We start from the raw sequence: 16,093 nt of genomic DNA, 5'->3' as shown, positions 1-16,093 counted from the left end.
GCCGGATCCTGCGACGAGGACGAGGACGAGGACGAGGCCGGGTCAGTGACCGTAGCCTCCGGCGTCCCGGTCTCCGGAGTCCGGGTCTCGGGGCTCGCGCCCTCCGGCGTCGCGGCGGCTGCCGGGGTCGGTGCCTCCGGGCTGTTCGTCATCGTCGTCCTTCCGGATGGTGCACAGGTGTTCGGCGACGAGCCCGGCTGCTACGAGGAGCACGCCGGCCACGATCGTCGCGATGAGCATGCTCAACGAGCCTACCGACGGCATGACGGGTCGGGTCAGGAGGAAGACCGCCAGCCCCGCCGCCATCCCGCCGACGACGGCACCCACGATGCTCGACGCTTTGGCGAGCATCGCGATGCGCAGCGCCCGGAACGGGTTGACGGGGGCGGCCATCACGCGGTCGCGCAGCGCTCCCCCGGCGGCATCCTGCCGCGCACCGCGCGTGGCCCGGCGGATGGGGATCGCGAGGATCACGACGAGGGCGCCCAGCAGAACCAGCAGGATCGGCAGCGTGACGACCGGGGTGAAGGTCGGACGACCGAGCGATGTGAGGGTCAGGTCGGCGAGGAAGCCGAGCACGACGCCGATGACGGCGGCGATGATCAGGATGCCGGGACTCGTGCGTCTCACGATGCGCCTCTCAGGTGCGCGAGCAGCGTGTCGACGCGTCCTCGCCCGGGTAGCTCCGCGTCGGGGTCGAGTTCGAGCCAGGGCACGAGCACGAACTCGCGCTCCCCGGCGCGAGGATGCGGCAGCAGCAGGGAGGGTCCGGTGCTGCGTACATCGGCGTACGCGATGAGGTCGAGATCGAGGGTGCGGTCACCCCACCGCTCACGCCGCTCGCGTCCGTGCGACGACTCGATCGCATGCAGGAACCCGAGCAGCACCGATGGCGCGAGACGGGTCGTGACGAGAGCCACCGCATTGAGGTAGGCCGGGGCCGAGGCATCCGGTCCTTCCGGCTTCACGGCGACCGACTCGACCGGCGTCGAGACCCGCACCTCGGTCGTCAGCGGCAGTGCGCGCAGCTCATCCGCGGCCGCGACGAGCGTCGCCGCCCGGTCGCCGAGGTTCGCGCCCAACGCGACGACGGCCGCGACGGGGTGCCGGTCGTGCCGGCGGGCATCCCCCGAGAAGCCTTCGGCCAGCCGGCGGCTCATGCCTGCTGCTCCCGTCGCCGGTGGATCGTGACCGTCACATCGGCGAACGGCACCGGGATCGGGGCATCCGGCTTGTGCACCGTCACGGTGACCGCCTCCACCAGCTGGAACGCCAGAACCGCGATGGCGATGCGCGCCGCCAGCGTCTCGATCAGGTCGACGGGGTCGCCGCTCACGACCGCCGCGACCGCTTCGGTCACCTCGCCGTAGTGCACCGTGTCGAGCACGTCGTCGGTCTCGGCGGCTCGCCGCGTGTCGAGGTCCATCACCACGTCGACCACGAAGTCCTGCCCGTCGCGGCGCTCATCGGGGTACACACCGTGGAAGCCTCGGGCACGGATGCCGCTCACCGCGATCCGGTCTGCGATGTCCATCGCGCGTCTCCTTGCCAGAGCTGGGCGACGCGCAGGGCGTCGAGGGTGGTCGAGACATCGTGCACGCGCACGGCCCAGGCGCCCGCCTGCGCGGCGAGCACGCTCGTCACGGCGGTGGCGAGGTCGCGACGCTCCTGTCCGGAGCGCGGCGCGGCGACGGTCGGCGGGGTGGAGACCGGCGTCGCGGTCCCCAACGCGTCCTCGAGGAATCTCTTGCGACTGGTGCCGACCAGGACGCGGGGTCCGAGCGCCACCAGGCGGGGCAGTCCGCGCAGCACGTCCCAGTTCTGCGCACCGCGCTTGCCGAAGCCGATCCCCGGGTCGACGATGACGCGGGCGGGCGGGATGCCCGCGGCCGCGGCCGCGGCGACCCGGTCGGTGAGCTCGCCGACGACATCGCGCACGACGTCGTCGTACTCGGCACGTGCGTACATGTCGGCGGACGGGCCACGCCAGTGACCGAGGGCGATGTCAGCGTCGGTGGAGGCGACGGCGGCCAGCATGCCGGCGTCGGCGAGCCCACCCGACACGTCGTTGACGATGCGGGCACCGGCCCCGATCGCGGCCAGCGCCGTCGACGCGTTCATGGTGTCGATGCTGACCACGGCACCTTCGCGCGCCAGAGCCCGCACGACCGGCAGCACGCGCTCCTGTTCGAGCGCAGGGTCGACGCGCTCCGAACCCGGCCGGGTGGACTCCCCGCCGACATCGAGCAGGTCCGCGCCCTCCGCGCGCAGACGCAGACCATGGGCGATGGCGGCGTCGACGTCGAGATACCGGCCGCCGTCGCTGAAGGAATCGGGGGTCACGTTGACGATCCCCATGATGACGGTGCTCATGAGCGCGGCGCCCCCAGGAGCGCGATCAGCTCGGCGCGGGCGGCAGGCTCGGCGAGCTCGCCCCGCGCGGCGATCGTGAGGGTCGAGGCATCCGGCTGACGCTCCCCGCGCATCGCGACGCAACCGTGCACCGCATCGATGACGACCAGCACGCCTCGGGCATCGAGCGAACCCGCGATCGCGTCGGCGATCTGCTCGCCCAGGCGCTCCTGCACCTGCGGGCGCGACGCGAGGATGTCGACCACCTTGGGCAGGGCGCCGAGACCGACGACCTTCTCGCCGGGCAGGTACGCGATGTGCACCCGGCCCTGGAAGAGCAGAAGGTGGTGCTCGCACACGGAGCGGAAGCGGATGTCGCGCAGCATCACCGCACCCGACGGGAGGGTATCGGGTGCCGGCCCGCGGGATACCGAGATCGTCCGGGCCAGCGGGGCGGTGGCATCCGCTCCCACACCGGAGAAGAATTCTCCGTACGCCGATGCGACGCGTTCCGGAGTCTCCCTCAGCCCCGGGCGATCGGGGTTCTCACCGATCGCCTCGAGCAGCTCGCGCACGAGGGCGGCGACGCGCTCATGATCCACGGCCATGTGGCCGAGCCTACGCGGTCGCGGGACGCGCCTGCCCGGAGGGCCGGCGGCGAGGCTCCTTCGAGGCTTCGGTCTGCGGGTCGGCCTCGACGGAGGCGGCGAGGCCCGCCTCCTCGCGACGACGGGGCACCTCGACGGGAGGCTGCTCCGACACCGGGCGCTCGCTGCTCGAGAGCCACTGCGGGCGCGGGGGCAGGCGACGCACGCCGGAGAAGATCTCGGCGAGCTCGAGGTGGTCGAGCGTCTCCTTCTCGAGCAGCTCGAGCGCCAGGCGGTCGAGCACGTCGCGGTTCTCGTTGATCACCTGGTACGCCTCGTTGTGCGCCTGCTCGATGAGCCCGCGCACCTGCTGGTCGATCTGCTCCGCCACCCGCTCGGAGTACTCGCGCCCGTGGCCCATATCCCGGCCCATGAAGACCTCGCCACTGGAGGAACCGAGCTTGATGGGTCCGACATCCATCGTCATCCCGTACTCGGTGACCATCTTGCGGGCGATGGAGGTCGCCTTCTCGATGTCGTTCGAGGCGCCCGTGGTGGGGTCGTGGAACACGATCTCCTCGGCCACGCGGCCACCCATCGCGTACGTGAGCTGATCCTGGAGCTCGTTGCGGGTGATGGAGTACTTGTCGTCGAGGGGCAGCACCATCGTGTAGCCGAGCGCCTTGCCTCGCGGCAGGATCGTCACCTTGGTGACGGGGTCGGTGTTGTTCATCGCGGCCGCGGCGAGCGCGTGACCGCCCTCGTGGTACGCGGTGATGAGACGTTCCTTGTCCTTCATCACGCGCGTACGGCGCTGCGGACCGGCGATGACGCGGTCGATGGCCTCGTCGAGGGCGCGGTTGTCGATCAGCTGCGCGTTGGAGCGCGCGGTCAGCAGCGCGGCTTCGTTCAGCACGTTCGCGAGGTCGGCGCCGGTGAAGCCGGGCGTCTTGCGGGCGACGACCTCGAGGTCGACGCCGTCGGCGAGGGGCTTGCCGCGTCCGTGCACCTCGAGGATGCGCTTGCGCCCCTTGAGGTCGGGGGCGTCGACGCCGATCTGACGGTCGAAGCGGCCGGGCCGCAGGAGTGCCGGGTCGAGGATGTCGGGGCGGTTGGTCGCGGCGATGACGATGACGTTGACCTTGGGGTCGAAGCCGTCCATCTCGACGAGCATCTGGTTCAGCGTCTGCTCTCGCTCATCGTGGCCGCCGCCCATGCCGGCACCGCGGTGGCGGCCGACGGCGTCGATCTCGTCGATGAAGATGATCGCGGGGGAGGATTCCTTGGCCTGGTTGAACAGGTCGCGCACGCGGCTCGCGCCGACGCCCACGAACATCTCGACGAAGTCGGAGCCCGAGATGGAGTAGAAGGGCACGCCGGCCTCACCGGCGACCGCGCGGGCGAGGAGGGTCTTGCCGGTTCCGGGAGGGCCGTACAGCAGCACGCCCTTCGGGATGCGGGCGCCGACGGCCTGGAACCTGGTGGGGTCCTTCAGGAAGTCCTTGATCTCCTGCATCTCCTCGATCGCCTCGTCCGAGCCGGCGACGTCCGCGAACGTGACGGTCGGTGACTCCTTGGAGACGAGCTTCGCGCGCGACTTCCCGAACTGCATCACCTTGCTGCCGCCGCCCTGGGCGCTCGACATCAGGAACCAGAAGAGCAGGCCGAGCAGGAGGATCGGGATCATCAGCGACAGGAAGCCGTCGAACCAGCTGGCGCGCGGAACGGCGTCGTCGAACCCGTCCTTCGGGTCGGCCGCGTTGATCGCGTCGACCACCTCGGCGCCGCGAGCCGTCACGTAGTAGAACTGCACGTCGGTGGAGCCCTCGTACGGAGACGAGAGCTTCATGTCGACACGCTGGTCACCGTCGGTGTTGGTGACCTCGGTCACCGTGTCGCCCTTGAGCAGCTGCAGACCCTCCTGCGTGGAGATCTGCTTGGCTCCGCCGAGGCTGGAGATGAGCGAGAAGCCCACGATCAGAAGGATCCCGATCAGCAGCACATAGATGAGCGGGTTTCGGGTGATCTTCTTGAAATCCATGGTGCGGGCGACGCCCGTTCCCTTTCGTCGACGAGTCGCGCGAGCGCGATGATTCAGGGTATAACGCGCGGGCTATGGCCAGACTGTGCATTCGCCCACGGCGTACAGCACACGGTGCGGGCGCCGGATGCCTCGGCCGACGGCGCCGGCTGAGGCATCCGTCCTCTCAGCTGTAGACGTGCGGAGCGAGCACCGCGACGTCGCGCAGGTTGCGGTAGCGCTCGTCGTAGTCGAGGCCGTAGCCGACGACGAAATCGTTGGGGATGTCGAAACCCACGTACCGGCATTCGACGTGCACCTTCATCGCCGCGGGCTTGCGCAGCAGCGCGAAGACCGAGACGGACGCGGCCCCACGGGAGGCGAAGTTCTCGAGCAGCCAGCTGAGGGTCAGACCCGAGTCGATGATGTCCTCGACGATGAGGACGTGCTTGCCGTGCAGATCGGTGTCGAGGTCCTTGCGGATCTGCACGACGCCGCTCGAGCGCGTGCCGGCGCCGTACGACGAGACGGCCATCCAGTCCATGGGCACGAGCATCGGCAGCGCGCGGGCGAAATCGGCCATGACCATGACCGCGCCCTTCAGGACGCCGACGAGCAGCAGCTCTTCGCCCTCGTAGTCGATCGCGACCTGTGCCGCGATCTCGTCGAGCTTCGCGTGGATCTCCTCCTCGGTGAAGAGGGTCGAGGTGAGGTCGGCCGAGATGTCCGTCGCGCGCATGGTCCCACTCTAGAGCGAGCGGCTGCCGGGTCCCGGGGCCTTTCGAGCTCAGCCCCCGAGCGCGGCCTCGGCGTCGCGGGCGACGAACTCCAGTCGTGAGCCGAGGCGCCGGGCACGGCATCCCGGCAGATCGATCGGGCCCTGCCCCCGCCACTCGGTCACCAGCCGGGCGACCTCGAGGGTCTGCGCCCGGGTCAGGCTTTCTCCGAACTCGCTCGCCACGACGTGCCGGATGATGCGGTGGCGGAGCGCCGCGGGATTCGCGGCGAGCGCGGGAACCGACACCGAGATGCCCGCCTCGGCATGCTCGACGATGTCCTCGATCGTCTCGTTCACCATGTCGTCGAACGCGTCCGCGTCCTCTCGGAGCTGCTCGGCCGTTCTCGCCAGCGCCTCGGCGATCCCCGGACCGAGTTCCGCCTCGAGCACCGGGAGCACCCGCTGCCGCACGCGCACGCGGGAGAAGCGGGGGTCGGTGTTGTGCGGGTCGTCCCAGGGGTCGAGGTGCTGGGCCGCACAGGCGAGGCGCGTCGTCTCGCGCCGGACGCCGAGCAGCGGACGCAGCAGCGGGATGCCGTCGAGATCGGACGTCGCCGCCATCCCCTGCAGGCTCGCCGATCCCGACCCTCGCGCGAGCCCGAGCAGGATGGTCTCGGCCTGGTCGTCGAGTGTGTGGCCGAGCAGGATCGCCACGGCGCCGACGTCGGCCGCGGCATCCGTGATGGCGGCGTAGCGAGCCGCGCGAGCGGATGCCTCGGGGCCCGGGCCCTCACCCACGTCGACGGTCGCGACGAGGGTGTCGGCACCCATGGCCGCAGCCTGGGCGGCGGCGCGCGCCGCGACCTCGGCCGAGCCGGCCTGCAGACCGTGATCGACCGTGATCGTCGTCACGCGCAACCCCCGCTTGGGCGCCTCGAACGCGACGGCCGATGCGAGCGCGAGCGAGTCTGCGCCGCCCGACAGGGCGACGAGCACGATGGGACCGGTGCCCGGGGCGTCGGAGGCGGGTGCGGTGTCGCGGGCGGGCGCGGTCTCGGGCATGGCGGGTGCCGCGAACGGCGCGAGCGCCTGGCGGACCGCGAGTCGTACCGCGGCGACGGCGGGGTCGAGGCTGGGGCGCGGGTCCACGGCTCTACGGTATCGCCGCCTCGGCGTCCCCGACTTCTGAGAAACGTCGGGCTCACCGCAGCGACCCCGCGTGATTCCGCGAGGTGATCGCTGTGGGGGTCGCGTTCTTCAGAAGTGGGGGACGACAACTGCGCGGACGGGCCACCGGATAGGCTGGTCGGCGGCATCCGGACCCGGGAAAACGCCGTGTCCGGCACCCCACGACAGAGGAGCACAGGCATGGGCGCATACGACGCCGTCATCGAGATCCCCCGCGGCAGCCGGGTCAAGTACGAGGTCGACCACGGCACGGGCCGCGTCTTCCTCGACCGCATCCTTTACACCGCGTTCGGCTACCCCACGAACTACGGCTTCTTCGACAACAGCCTGGGCGAGGACGGCGACCCGCTCGACGTGCTCCTGCTGCTCGACTACGACCTGTATCCCGGCGTCATGGTGAGTGTGCGACCGGTCGGCGTGCTGAAGATGAGCGACGAGGCCGGCGGTGACGACAAGCTCGTGGCGGTACTCGCCAAGGACCCGCGCTGGGACCACGTGCAGGACGTCGAGGACATCCCCGAGTTCACGCGCAAGGAGATCGAGCACTTCTTCGAGCACTACAAGGACCTCGAGCCCAAGAAGTGGGTCAAGGTCGACGAGTGGGCGGGCGCCGGCGAAGCCGAGCGTCTCGTCGCCGAGGCCTACACCCGCTTCCAGGAGCACGAGGGCGAGACCAAGACGCAGGGTGAGGGCGAGTCGCCGAAGACCGTCTGAGCGGATGCCGTGGGGCGGGCCTCGACGCGACGGCGTCGGTGGTCCGCCCTCGGCTTTCCCTCACGGGCGGAAGCTCAGGCTGGGTGCAGAAGCTCAGGCCCGGACCGGCGTGAGGAGCCGAAGGGTCAGACGTAGATGCCGCGCGCTGCCATGAACGTGATCGGGTTGACGTCCGGTCCGTTGACGTAGATCTCGAAGTGCAGGTGGCAGCCGAACGAGTTGCCGGTGTTGCCCTCGGCCGCGATGAGGTCGCCCGCGTTGACGCGCTGGCCGTACCGCACATAGAGGCCGCCGTTGACGATGTGGCCGTATCCCGAACCGGTGCCGTCGCCGTGGTCGATCTTGATGTAGTTGCCGTACCCGCCGTTGTACCCGGAGTAGACGACCGTGCCGGCGTGGGCGGCGAAGATGCCCGACCCGCAGTAGTTGGCGAGGTCGACGCCGTGGTGGAAACCGCTCGAGCAGTAGGTGTTGCCGCACTGCACGGACCGCGGCCCGTACCCGGAGCTGCGCGCACCGTTCGACGGCCGGGCCCAGCCCGATGCGACTGTTCCTCCGCCGCCTCCACCGCCGCCGCCGCCTCCGCCGCCACCGCCGCCTCCGCCGCCACCGCCGCTCGCTGCGGCAGCCGCTGCTGCGGCCTGCGCAGCAGCCTGGGCGCGCGCAGCCTCAGCTACAGCCGCAGCCCTCGCCTCGGCCTCGGCCTTCTCTTTCGCGATGCGGGCGGCTTCGACGCCGGCCTGATACTCCTGGACGGTCTTGGCCGTCGTGTCCTGGAGCGCGGCGAGCTGAGCCTGAAGAGTGGAGAGGTTGGCTGTCTGGGCATCGAGCGCCGCCTGCGCGGCGGTCGCGGCATCCTGTGCGGCACGCATCGCCGCTTCGGCTTCCTTCTGCAGCTTGTCGCGCTCGTCGCGGGCGACGACAGCCTGATCGCTCAGGCTCTGCGCCGAGTTGCGGGCGCTGATCGCGTCGTTGTAGACGGCCTGGTTCTGCGACAGCAGCTTGTCCATCGTGCCGAGGCGCGCCAGGAGGTCGTCGGCAGATGCAGCGGACCCCGAGAAGAACAGCTTCATCGACGTGTCATCGCCGCCGTTGCGATACAGCTGAGCGGCGACGCGGCCGGCCTTGTTCGCGGCATCCGTCGCTGCCGCCGCCTGCGTGTCGGCCTGCTCCTGGAGGCTCGTGGCGCGCTGCGCCGAGTCGAAGTAGGCCTGCTGGGCGTTGTAGAAGACGTCCGAGGTGCGCTGGGCCTCGGCCTGCGTGCGCGCGACCTCGGCGTTCAGCGACTGGATCAGTCCCTGGATCTTGGAGACCTCCGACGCCTTCGCCGCCTCATTGGCCTTGGCAGCCTGAACGTCGTCCCACGAGGGGTAGTCGGCGGCGAACGCACGGGAGATGAACGGGGTGCCGATCGCTCCGATGGTGGCGAGACCGATGGCACCGACGCCTAGAGCGGCCCGGCGGGAGAGCCCCGGCCAGAGAGCGCGCTTCTCCGCGACGGTGGGGGCGCACCCGCAGTCTTCGGAGGCATCGACCGTGGTCTGGCGCTGTTCGAACTCCACCTCGGCCCTTCCGTTCGGCGGACACAACACCCATCACACTAGCAACTTCAGTCACAGGCGCAACGAACTGGGTGATCCCTGATGCGGCGTGCAGTCGCAGAGCACAGCCCCATCCTGCCCCCCTGCACGCGGGATACCCCGGTGGACGCGCCCCCGATTGGCGGATCCGAAGGGGATTGCGTATGCTTGAGCGTCGGCACAGTGAGCCCTCGGGATCACGTCGGCCCCATCGTTTAGTGGCCTAGGACGCCGCCCTTTCACGGCGGTAGCACGGGTTCGAATCCCGTTGGGGTCACTCGACACACCCACAACTGAATACGCATGGCCCTGTAGCGCAGTTGGTTAGCGTGCCGCCCTGTCACGGCGGAGGTCGCGGGTTCAAGTCCCGTCAGGGTCGCTTCGAGCGACGGGCCCTTTTCTTCCGAGAAGGGCCTTTCGTCTCGAGCGCGACATTCCACATCGGATGCTGCGCGGCTCTGTAGCTCAGTTGGTAGAGCGCACGACTGAAAATCGTGAGGTCACGGGATCGACGCCCGTCGGAGCCACTGACCCTTCTCCAGGCTTCTACTGGAGGAGGGTCTTTTTTTGCCCGGGCGCGCACGCCGACACGCGTGTATCGAGGTGTCCGGCGCCACGGAGGTCGAGGCATCCGCTCAGCCGACCAGTACCACCGAGACGGCCCCTTCGAGGAGCGCGAGCTGATCGGGGTCGGCGGCATAGGTGCCGAGGTGCAGCGTGGCGTCGGAGGAGCCGATGCCGGTCGCGTCGTAGTAGAAGCCGACGTTGCCCCAGGGGACGTAGTAGATGAGGTCGCCGTCCTCCGGGTCGGAGCCCGGCGATCCGGAGTGCTCCAGAGCACGGGGCAGGTACGCGATCTTCTCCGCACCGTCGAGGTCTTCGACGCTGAGTTCGAGCGGCAGTGACGCGAGGAAGTCGCGCACCGCTGGAGTGCTCTCGCCCATCACGACATCGACCGAGGTGCGCGCCGACGTGAAGCGCACGATCGTCCCCTCCGTGGAGTCGGATGACGCGGCCGTCGTCGGCGATGTCGGAGTGGGGACGGATGCTTCGCTCGATGTCGGCGCGGAAGACACCGCCGGTCCCGGCTCGGGCGCCGCCGACGCGCACGCGGCGAGCGCCGCGAGCAGGCCGACGAAGCCCGCAGCACTCCAGGCCACCGATGCACCGCGACCCTTCGCCCCGCGGCGCGTCACCCCTCGGCGCCTTCATCGCACGCGAACACCGTTCTGGCGGCGGCGATCGCGGACATCGCCCGTGGCCACCCGCTGTAAAACGCGAGATGGGTGATCGCCTCGACGAGCTCGGTCTCGGTGAGCCCGTTGCGCCTGCCGAGGTCGAGATGGAACGGGAGCTGCTCCGTGTTCCCTCCGGCCACCAGAGCCGCGATCGTGATCAGACTGCGGTCGCGGGGGGCCAGCTCGGAGCGTTCCCACACGTCAGCGAACAGGACGTCGTCGGTGAGGGCGACGAGCTTGTCGGCGAAACCACCCAGCATGCGCTGGGCGGAGGACTGTTCGGTCATGCTCATACCTTTCATCGGTGGACCGCTCGTCGACCCGACGAGCGCATGGTCGGCGTGACGCGGCGCCGGGTTCCTCAGTGATCGGCCCGCGCGCCGCTGTACTCCTCGTCGGTGATGTGCTCTTTCCACACCGTGGTGGCGGCGGGGTCGTCCGCGCTCTCGAGCATCGCGATGTGTTCCATGAAGCAGTCTCCGGCCGCCGCGTGCCAGTGGTCCTGTCCGGGCGGGGTGTACAGGGTCTGCCCGGGATGCACCTCGATCACGTTGCCGTCGCGATCGCCGAAGCGGGCGACGCCCTGCGTGACACGCAGGAACTGGCCGCGCGCATGCGCGTGCCACGCCGTGCGCGCTCCGGGCGCGAATCGCACCACCGCCACCGACATCCGCTGGTCAGCATCGTGGGGCGCGGCGATAACGTCGACCCAGACGTCGCCGGCGAACTGGGTGGGCGGGTTCTTGACGGTCGGGGCGGTCGGTTCGATGTTCATGTGTTCTCCTTCGGTTTCGGCTCAGTCGGTGAGCACGGGTCAGACGGTGAGCAGGACTTTCGTGGCACGACGCTCGTCCATCGCCTTGTAGCCCTCGGCAGCGTCTTCGAGCGGGAGCGTGAGGTCGAACACCGTTCCCGGGTCGATCGCGCGGTCCCAGATGAGCTGGATCAGCTCGGGAAGGAAGCGGCGCACCGGCGCGGGCCCGCCGTGAAGGTGGACACCCGAGAAGAACAGCTCGAGCCCGTCGAGAGACACGTCGTGCGAGACGCCGACGTATCCCACGTGCCCGCCCGGCCGTGTCGCGTGGATGGCCTGCATCATCGACTCCTGCGTGCCGACCGCCTCGATCACGGAGTGCGCGCCGAGGCCGTTCGTGAGCTCCTTGATCCGGGCCACGCCGTCGTCGCCGCGCTCCTCGACGATGTCCGTGGCGCCGAACTGCCGTGCGAGGGCCTGCCGGTCGGCGTGACGTGACATCGCGATAATGCGCTCGGCGCCCAGCTGCTTCGCCGCGAGGATGGCGAGCAGCCCCACCGCACCGTCTCCCACCACAGCCACGGTCTTGCCAGGTCCCGCCTCGGCCGCGACCGCCGCGAACCAGCCGGTGCCGAGCACATCGGATGCCGCGAGAAGGGATGGGATGAGGTCGGCGTCGGGCTGACCGGGGGTCGCGACGAGCGTTCCGTCGGCCAGCGGGATGCGCGCGAACTCGGACTGCGTGCCGACCGCACCCATGACCTCGGCGTGCACGCAGCGAGACTGATAGCCCGCCTGGCAGATCTCGCACGTGTTGTCAGAGGCGAAGAACGATCCGACGACGAAGTCGCCGACGGACACCGTCGAGACCTCCGCCCCGATCTCGGTCACCACGCCCACGTACTCGTGGCCCATCGGGATGTGGTCTGCGGGCTCCGCGCCGCGGTAGGGCCAGAGGTCGGAGCCGCAGATGCAGGTCGCGGAGAGGCGGATGATCGCGTCCGTCGGCTCGATGATCGTCGGGTCGTCGCGGTCTTCTACGCGGACGTCTCCGGGGGCGTGCATGATGACTCCACGCATGTGGGTGTCTCCTTCGTTGTGCTGTTCAGCTGGTGGGTAGCCGTACGGCGGGGGTCTGGTCTTCGGATGCTGCGCTCGGCAGCGCATCGAGGGCGTCGACGGGACGGCGGCGCACGAGGATCACGAACGCCGCGGAGGCGAGGATCACGGCGACGGTCGTGACGACACCGAGAGGCAGGATGCTCGTGGCGCCGGCGACGCCCACCAACGGCGCGGCCACCCCGCCGAAGCCGAAGCGCACCATTCCCAGAAGGGAGGACGCGGTGCCGGCCATCTTCGGGTAATCCACCAGCGCGAGCGTGGTCGCGGGCGGCGATGAGACGGCCACGCCGCTCGCCAGGGCGAACAGCGACACGATCACGACCCAGAGCGGCATCTCGGTGAGACCGGATGCGAGGAGGCCCACACCGCCCAGGGACGCCACCGCGATCCCCACGGCCAGCGTCCCGCGCACGCTCCACTTCTCGGCCGACCGGCCGGCGAGGAATCCGCACACCATGAACCCGGCGGAATTCACCCCGAATGCCAGGGCGTAGCCCAGCGGCGAGAGGCCGTAGATGTCCTGCAGGACGAACGTCGAGCCGGAGAGATAGGCGAAGAGCGCGGCATAGAGGAAGCCCTGGTTGAGGATCGCCCCCACGAACACCCGGTCCTGCAGCAGCACGCGGAAATCGCTGAGCGTGTGCGCGAGTCCGCCCGACGTGCGGTCCTCGACGGGCAGCGTCTCTCGAAACACTCCCAGGGTGATGATCAGGATGCCGGCACCGACCATCGCGAGGAAGAAGAAGAGTCCTCGCCAGTCGGTCGCCGTGCTGAGCACCCCGCCCAGGAGCGGGCCCACGATCGCGGCGAGCCCGCCGACGACGGTAAGTCGCCCGTAGAAGCGGATGAGCGCTCCGCCGGAGTGGATGTCGCGGCCCGCTGCCTGGGCGATGACGATGCCGACACCGCCGGCGAGTCCTTGTACGACGCGGGCGAGCACGAGGAGCTCGATCGTCGGACTCAGCGCGCACAGCACCGAGGCTGCAAGGTAGGCGACGATGCCGACGAGAAGGATGCCGCGCCGGCCGAATCGGTCCGACATCGGTCCGGCGATCAGCTGACCGGCGGCGAGGCCGATCAGGCACGCGGTGACGGTCAGCTGGGCGACGGACGTCATCGCCCCGAGATCGATCGCGAGCTGCGGGAGCGCGGGCAGATAGAGGTCCATCGAGATGGGCCCGAACACGGTGAGCAGCAGCAGGAGCGTGGGGAGCGGCCGGCCGAGCGTCGGCCGCGAGCGCGGCGTCGATTTCGTAGGCATGACACCCACTGTGCGCGCCCCGCGCCCGCGCAGGGAGTCCCTGCGGAGAGGTGTACCGGCAGGGCATCCCTCATGGGCGGCTGCCGTCCTACGCTCGAGGCATGGACAATCGAGCCGAGGTGCGCGAGTTCCTCATGACGCGGCGAGCGCGGGTGACTCCGGACGCTGCGGGTCTGACCGCGGGCCCGAACCGCCGCGTCGACGGCCTGCGCCGCAGCGAGGTGGCGAGCCTCGCCGGAGTCAGCGTCGAGTACTACGCCAAGCTCGAGCGCGGAGCGATCGCCGGGGCGTCCGCGTCTGTCATCGATGCCGTCGCGCGCGCACTGCAGCTGGACGACACCGAGCACGCGCATCTGCTCGATCTCGCCCGTGCGGCCGACGGCATCCCGACGTCGGGGCGGTCGCGGCGACGTGCGGGCAAGCCCGCCGCCTCCCGCCTCAGCCTGCAGTGGGCCCTGAGCTCGATCACCGACGGCGTCGCCTTCGTCCGCAATCCGCGTCAGGAGATCCTGGCGACCAACGAGCTCGGACGTGCGTTCTATTCGCCGCTCATCGGCGACGGCGGCCGCGTCCCCAATCTCGCGCGGTTCCAGTTCCTCGATCCGGCCTCACGGGAGTTCTACCCCGACTGGGACCTCTTCGCCGAGATGTGCGTCGCGATCATGCGCGCCGAGGCGGGCCGCGATCCGCACGACAAGGGGCTGCAGGACCTCGTCGGAGAGCTGTCGACCCGCAGCGATGTCTTCCGCACACTGTGGGCGGCGCACAACGTGCGAACCCACGGCTCCGGCACCAAACGCTTCCAGCATCCAGTGGTCGGCGAAGTGATCCTCGCCTATGAAGAGCTGTCCATCACCGCCGAGCCCGGGCACGTCCTGATGATCTACACCGCCGAACCGGGCTCACCGTCGGCCGAGCGATTGCGGCTGCTGGCCTCGTGGGCCGCCGCCCACGAGACGACAGCGCGGGCCTGACGGCGTCCGCGTCAGGCGAGGGCACCGAGACCTCAGTGCGCGATGACCGGCTCGGTCGGGGCTTCGGTCGCCTCCGACGGCGTGTGCGAGAGCGAGAGCCCGTGCCCGCGCCGGCGGAAGAGGAGTGCCGAGACGACGGCGCCGAGCGCGAAGAACCCGGCGCCCCACCAGTAGGCGGTGGCGTAGCTGGCTATCGCCGCCTGCACGCCGACCTCCGGGGTGACCGGCGTGTGCGACGCGAGGTAGTCCGCGGCGGCGGTGGCCGCCAGCGTGTTCAGCAACGCGGTGCCGATCGAGCCGCCGACCTGCTGGCTCGTGTTGACCATCGCCGACGCGACGCCGGCGAACTGACGGTCGACGCCGAGGGTCGCGGTCTGCATCGAGGCGGGCATGATCGTGCCCATCGCGAAGCCGATCAGCATGAGCGGCGGCATGACGTTCGCGGCGTACGTGCTCGACGCGTCGAGGAACGTGAGCCAGATCATCCCGCTGACGCCGAGCAGCATGCCGACCGGCACCAGGATCTTCGGACCGAAGCGCGGCACGAAGATGTTCGTCCCGAGCTGAGCGGCGAGCACCAGCATCCCGATCATGGGCAGGAAGGACAGCCCGGTCTGGATCGGCGAGTAGCCGAGCGTGAGCTGCAGGTAATAGGTCACGAACAGGAAGATGCCGAACATGCCGGCGCCGGCGATCATCACCGAGAGGTACGCGGCGCCGCGGTTGCGATCGAGGACGATCGACAGCGGCAGCAGCGGATGCTCCGCACGGCGCTGCCACAGCACGAACCCGACGAGCAGCACGGCCGCGGCCGCGAGCATCCCCCACGTGAGCGGTGAATCCCAGCCGTCGGTCTCGGCGTTCGAGAACCCGTACACCAGGCCGAAGAGCGCGCCCGAGATGAGCAGGGTTCCCGGCACGTCGAGCTTGGGTCGCGGACCGGTGCGCGTGATGTGCGGAACGTAGATCATGGCGCCGATCAGGGCGAAGGCGGCGATGACGACGTTGATGTACAGGTTCCAGCGCCAGTCGAGAGCCTCCGTGAGGACGCCACCGAGCAGCAGTCCGACTGCGCCGCCGGCCCCGGCGATCGCGCCGAAGACGCCGAACGCGCGGGCGCGCTCCTTCGGGATCGTGAAGGTCGTGGTGAGCACGGCGAGCGCCGTGGGAGCGAGAAGGGCCCCGAAAACGCCCTGCAGGGCACGGGCCGCGACCAGCAGTTCGAACGAGCCGGCGGCGCCCCCGAGAGCCGAGGCGATCGCGAATCCGATCAGGCCGATGATGAACGTGCGCTTGCGCCCGAGGAGGTCGGAGAGCCGGCCACCGAGCAGCAGCAGACTCGCGAAAGCGAGTGAGTAAGCGGTGATGATCCACTGGCGCTGACCGTCCGAGAATCCGAGATCGGCCTGCGCGGAGGGAAGGGCGATGTTGACGACGGTCGCGTCGAGAACGACCATCAGCTGGGCGAGCCCGACCACGACGAGCGTGATCCAGCGACGATTGTCCGTCGCGAGGGTGGGTGAAGAAGACATGACGATGACTATATACGGTACTCTTGAGTTCCGGATCTACATGGTTCAGGAAT

At 69.7% G+C, this 16,093-nt stretch carries 17 protein-coding genes and 3 tRNA genes; 5 read left to right on the top strand and 15 right to left on the bottom strand.

Going from position 1 to position 16,093, the window contains the following annotated elements:
- Positions 1–42: 42 nt before the first annotated feature.
- The 8 genes from ACFXOO_RS15235 to tilS all read right to left on the bottom strand — a co-directional run bounded on the left by ACFXOO_RS15235 (position 43) and on the right by tilS (position 6,826).
- Positions 43–630, bottom strand: a complete 588-nt coding sequence (locus tag ACFXOO_RS15235; RefSeq protein ID WP_394564012.1) for a DUF3180 domain-containing protein — start codon at positions 628–630, stop codon at positions 43–45.
- The gene (gene folK / locus ACFXOO_RS15230; RefSeq protein WP_394564011.1) at positions 627–1,160 is read right to left on the bottom strand and encodes a 2-amino-4-hydroxy-6-hydroxymethyldihydropteridine diphosphokinase; all 534 of its coding nucleotides are present in this window, start codon (positions 1,158–1,160) and stop codon (positions 627–629) included. The genes ACFXOO_RS15235 and folK overlap by 4 nt, the downstream gene beginning before the upstream one ends.
- On the bottom strand, positions 1,157–1,534 hold the full coding sequence (gene folB, locus ACFXOO_RS15225; RefSeq protein WP_394564009.1) for a dihydroneopterin aldolase: 378 nt from the start codon (positions 1,532–1,534) through the stop codon (positions 1,157–1,159). The genes folK and folB overlap by 4 nt, the downstream gene beginning before the upstream one ends.
- Positions 1,507–2,373 (bottom strand): dihydropteroate synthase, encoded by an 867-nt coding sequence (gene folP, locus ACFXOO_RS15220; RefSeq protein WP_394564008.1) that lies wholly within the window; start codon positions 2,371–2,373, stop codon positions 1,507–1,509. Before folP ends, folB begins: the two co-directional genes overlap by 28 nt.
- The gene (gene folE / locus ACFXOO_RS15215) at positions 2,370–2,960 is read right to left on the bottom strand and encodes a GTP cyclohydrolase I (RefSeq protein ID WP_378853922.1); all 591 of its coding nucleotides are present in this window, start codon (positions 2,958–2,960) and stop codon (positions 2,370–2,372) included. The genes folP and folE overlap by 4 nt, the downstream gene beginning before the upstream one ends.
- A 10-nt stretch (positions 2,961–2,970) precedes the next feature.
- Complete coding sequence (ftsH, locus tag ACFXOO_RS15210) at positions 2,971–4,980, bottom strand: ATP-dependent zinc metalloprotease FtsH (RefSeq protein WP_394564007.1); 2,010 nt, start codon at positions 4,978–4,980, stop codon at positions 2,971–2,973.
- Positions 4,981–5,146: 166 nt separating this feature from the next.
- The gene (gene hpt, locus ACFXOO_RS15205) at positions 5,147–5,698 is read right to left on the bottom strand and encodes a hypoxanthine phosphoribosyltransferase (RefSeq protein ID WP_378843796.1); all 552 of its coding nucleotides are present in this window, start codon (positions 5,696–5,698) and stop codon (positions 5,147–5,149) included.
- Between the two features lie 48 nt (positions 5,699–5,746).
- The gene (gene tilS, locus ACFXOO_RS15200) at positions 5,747–6,826 is read right to left on the bottom strand and encodes a tRNA lysidine(34) synthetase TilS (protein WP_394564006.1); all 1,080 of its coding nucleotides are present in this window, start codon (positions 6,824–6,826) and stop codon (positions 5,747–5,749) included.
- A 219-nt stretch (positions 6,827–7,045) separates the two neighbouring features.
- On the opposite strand from tilS, the gene ACFXOO_RS15195 reads away from it, so the two are divergent.
- The gene (locus ACFXOO_RS15195) at positions 7,046–7,579 is read left to right on the top strand and encodes an inorganic diphosphatase (protein WP_378843798.1); all 534 of its coding nucleotides are present in this window, start codon (positions 7,046–7,048) and stop codon (positions 7,577–7,579) included.
- Between the two features lie 125 nt (positions 7,580–7,704).
- Here the strand turns inward: ACFXOO_RS15195 and ACFXOO_RS15190 are convergent, their stop codons facing one another.
- Positions 7,705–9,141 carry a M23 family metallopeptidase gene (locus ACFXOO_RS15190; RefSeq protein WP_394564005.1) on the bottom strand — a complete coding sequence of 479 codons (1,437 nt, stop codon included), beginning with the start codon at positions 9,139–9,141 and terminating at the stop codon, positions 7,705–7,707.
- A 222-nt stretch (positions 9,142–9,363) separates the two neighbouring features.
- Here ACFXOO_RS15190 and ACFXOO_RS15185 point away from each other — a divergent pair.
- From ACFXOO_RS15185 to ACFXOO_RS15175, 3 genes are all read left to right on the top strand, one after another.
- Positions 9,364–9,436: transfer RNA gene (locus ACFXOO_RS15185), tRNA-Glu, on the top strand.
- A 28-nt stretch (positions 9,437–9,464) separates the two neighbouring features.
- Positions 9,465–9,538 (top strand) — tRNA-Asp (locus ACFXOO_RS15180).
- 75 nt (positions 9,539–9,613) lie between these two features.
- A tRNA-Phe gene (locus ACFXOO_RS15175) sits at positions 9,614–9,686 on the top strand.
- Between the two features lie 108 nt (positions 9,687–9,794).
- Here the strand turns inward: ACFXOO_RS15175 and ACFXOO_RS15170 are convergent.
- The 5 genes from ACFXOO_RS15170 to ACFXOO_RS15150 all read right to left on the bottom strand — a co-directional run bounded on the left by ACFXOO_RS15170 (position 9,795) and on the right by ACFXOO_RS15150 (position 13,534).
- The gene (locus ACFXOO_RS15170; protein WP_394564003.1) at positions 9,795–10,355 is read right to left on the bottom strand and encodes a cyclophilin-like fold protein; all 561 of its coding nucleotides are present in this window, start codon (positions 10,353–10,355) and stop codon (positions 9,795–9,797) included.
- Entirely contained in the window at positions 10,352–10,690 is a 339-nt protein-coding gene (locus ACFXOO_RS15165) for a carboxymuconolactone decarboxylase family protein (RefSeq protein WP_394564002.1), read from the bottom strand. Before ACFXOO_RS15165 ends, ACFXOO_RS15170 begins: the two co-directional genes overlap by 4 nt.
- A gap of 68 nt (positions 10,691–10,758) precedes the next feature.
- Positions 10,759–11,172: a cupin domain-containing protein gene (locus ACFXOO_RS15160; RefSeq protein ID WP_394564001.1), complete on the bottom strand. Its 414-nt coding sequence runs from the start codon at positions 11,170–11,172 to the stop codon at positions 10,759–10,761.
- Positions 11,173–11,211: 39 nt separating this feature from the next.
- The gene (locus ACFXOO_RS15155) at positions 11,212–12,231 is read right to left on the bottom strand and encodes a zinc-dependent alcohol dehydrogenase family protein (protein ID WP_378843808.1); all 1,020 of its coding nucleotides are present in this window, start codon (positions 12,229–12,231) and stop codon (positions 11,212–11,214) included.
- A 25-nt stretch (positions 12,232–12,256) separates the two neighbouring features.
- On the bottom strand, positions 12,257–13,534 hold the full coding sequence (locus tag ACFXOO_RS15150; RefSeq protein WP_378843810.1) for a multidrug effflux MFS transporter: 1,278 nt from the start codon (positions 13,532–13,534) through the stop codon (positions 12,257–12,259).
- 101 nt (positions 13,535–13,635) lie between these two features.
- Between ACFXOO_RS15150 and ACFXOO_RS15145 the strand changes: the two genes are divergently transcribed.
- On the top strand, positions 13,636–14,508 hold the full coding sequence (locus ACFXOO_RS15145) for a helix-turn-helix transcriptional regulator (RefSeq protein WP_378843811.1): 873 nt from the start codon (positions 13,636–13,638) through the stop codon (positions 14,506–14,508).
- A gap of 32 nt (positions 14,509–14,540) precedes the next feature.
- Here the strand turns inward: ACFXOO_RS15145 and ACFXOO_RS15140 are convergent, their stop codons facing one another.
- Positions 14,541–16,040, bottom strand: coding sequence for an MFS transporter (locus ACFXOO_RS15140; protein WP_378843813.1), 1,500 nt, complete (start codon positions 16,038–16,040; stop codon positions 14,541–14,543).
- Positions 16,041–16,093 lie beyond the last annotated feature (53 nt).

Source organism: Microbacterium sp. P03, assembly GCF_043556235.1.
In the GTDB taxonomy this organism is placed as follows: Bacteria; Actinomycetota; Actinomycetes; order Actinomycetales; family Microbacteriaceae; genus Microbacterium.
Note: the sequence above shows the minus strand (reverse complement) of the source record. Positions and strands in the feature narration are given on the sequence as shown.

Bases quoted from the DNA above. Each gene is read 5' to 3' on its own strand.
- ACFXOO_RS15150 (WP_378843810.1), bottom strand. From the start codon at position 13,534: ATGCCTACGAAATCGACGCCGCGCTCGCGGCCGACGCTCGGCCGGCCG.
- ACFXOO_RS15140 (WP_378843813.1), bottom strand. From the start codon at position 16,040: ATGTCTTCTTCACCCACCCTCGCGACGGACAATCGTCGCTGGATCACG.
- folP (WP_394564008.1), bottom strand. From the start codon at position 2,373: ATGAGCACCGTCATCATGGGGATCGTCAACGTGACCCCCGATTCCTTC.
- ACFXOO_RS15155 (WP_378843808.1), bottom strand. From the start codon at position 12,231: ATGCGTGGAGTCATCATGCACGCCCCCGGAGACGTCCGCGTAGAAGAC.
- ACFXOO_RS15145 (WP_378843811.1), top strand. From the start codon at position 13,636: ATGGACAATCGAGCCGAGGTGCGCGAGTTCCTCATGACGCGGCGAGCG.
- ftsH (WP_394564007.1), bottom strand. From the start codon at position 4,980: ATGGATTTCAAGAAGATCACCCGAAACCCGCTCATCTATGTGCTGCTG.
- folB (WP_394564009.1), bottom strand. From the start codon at position 1,534: ATGGACATCGCAGACCGGATCGCGGTGAGCGGCATCCGTGCCCGAGGC.
- ACFXOO_RS15195 (WP_378843798.1), top strand. From the start codon at position 7,046: ATGGGCGCATACGACGCCGTCATCGAGATCCCCCGCGGCAGCCGGGTC.
- ACFXOO_RS15165 (WP_394564002.1), bottom strand. From the start codon at position 10,690: ATGAGCATGACCGAACAGTCCTCCGCCCAGCGCATGCTGGGTGGTTTC.
- folK (WP_394564011.1), bottom strand. From the start codon at position 1,160: ATGAGCCGCCGGCTGGCCGAAGGCTTCTCGGGGGATGCCCGCCGGCAC.
- folE (WP_378853922.1), bottom strand. From the start codon at position 2,960: ATGGCCGTGGATCATGAGCGCGTCGCCGCCCTCGTGCGCGAGCTGCTC.
- hpt (WP_378843796.1), bottom strand. From the start codon at position 5,698: ATGCGCGCGACGGACATCTCGGCCGACCTCACCTCGACCCTCTTCACC.
- ACFXOO_RS15160 (WP_394564001.1), bottom strand. From the start codon at position 11,172: ATGAACATCGAACCGACCGCCCCGACCGTCAAGAACCCGCCCACCCAG.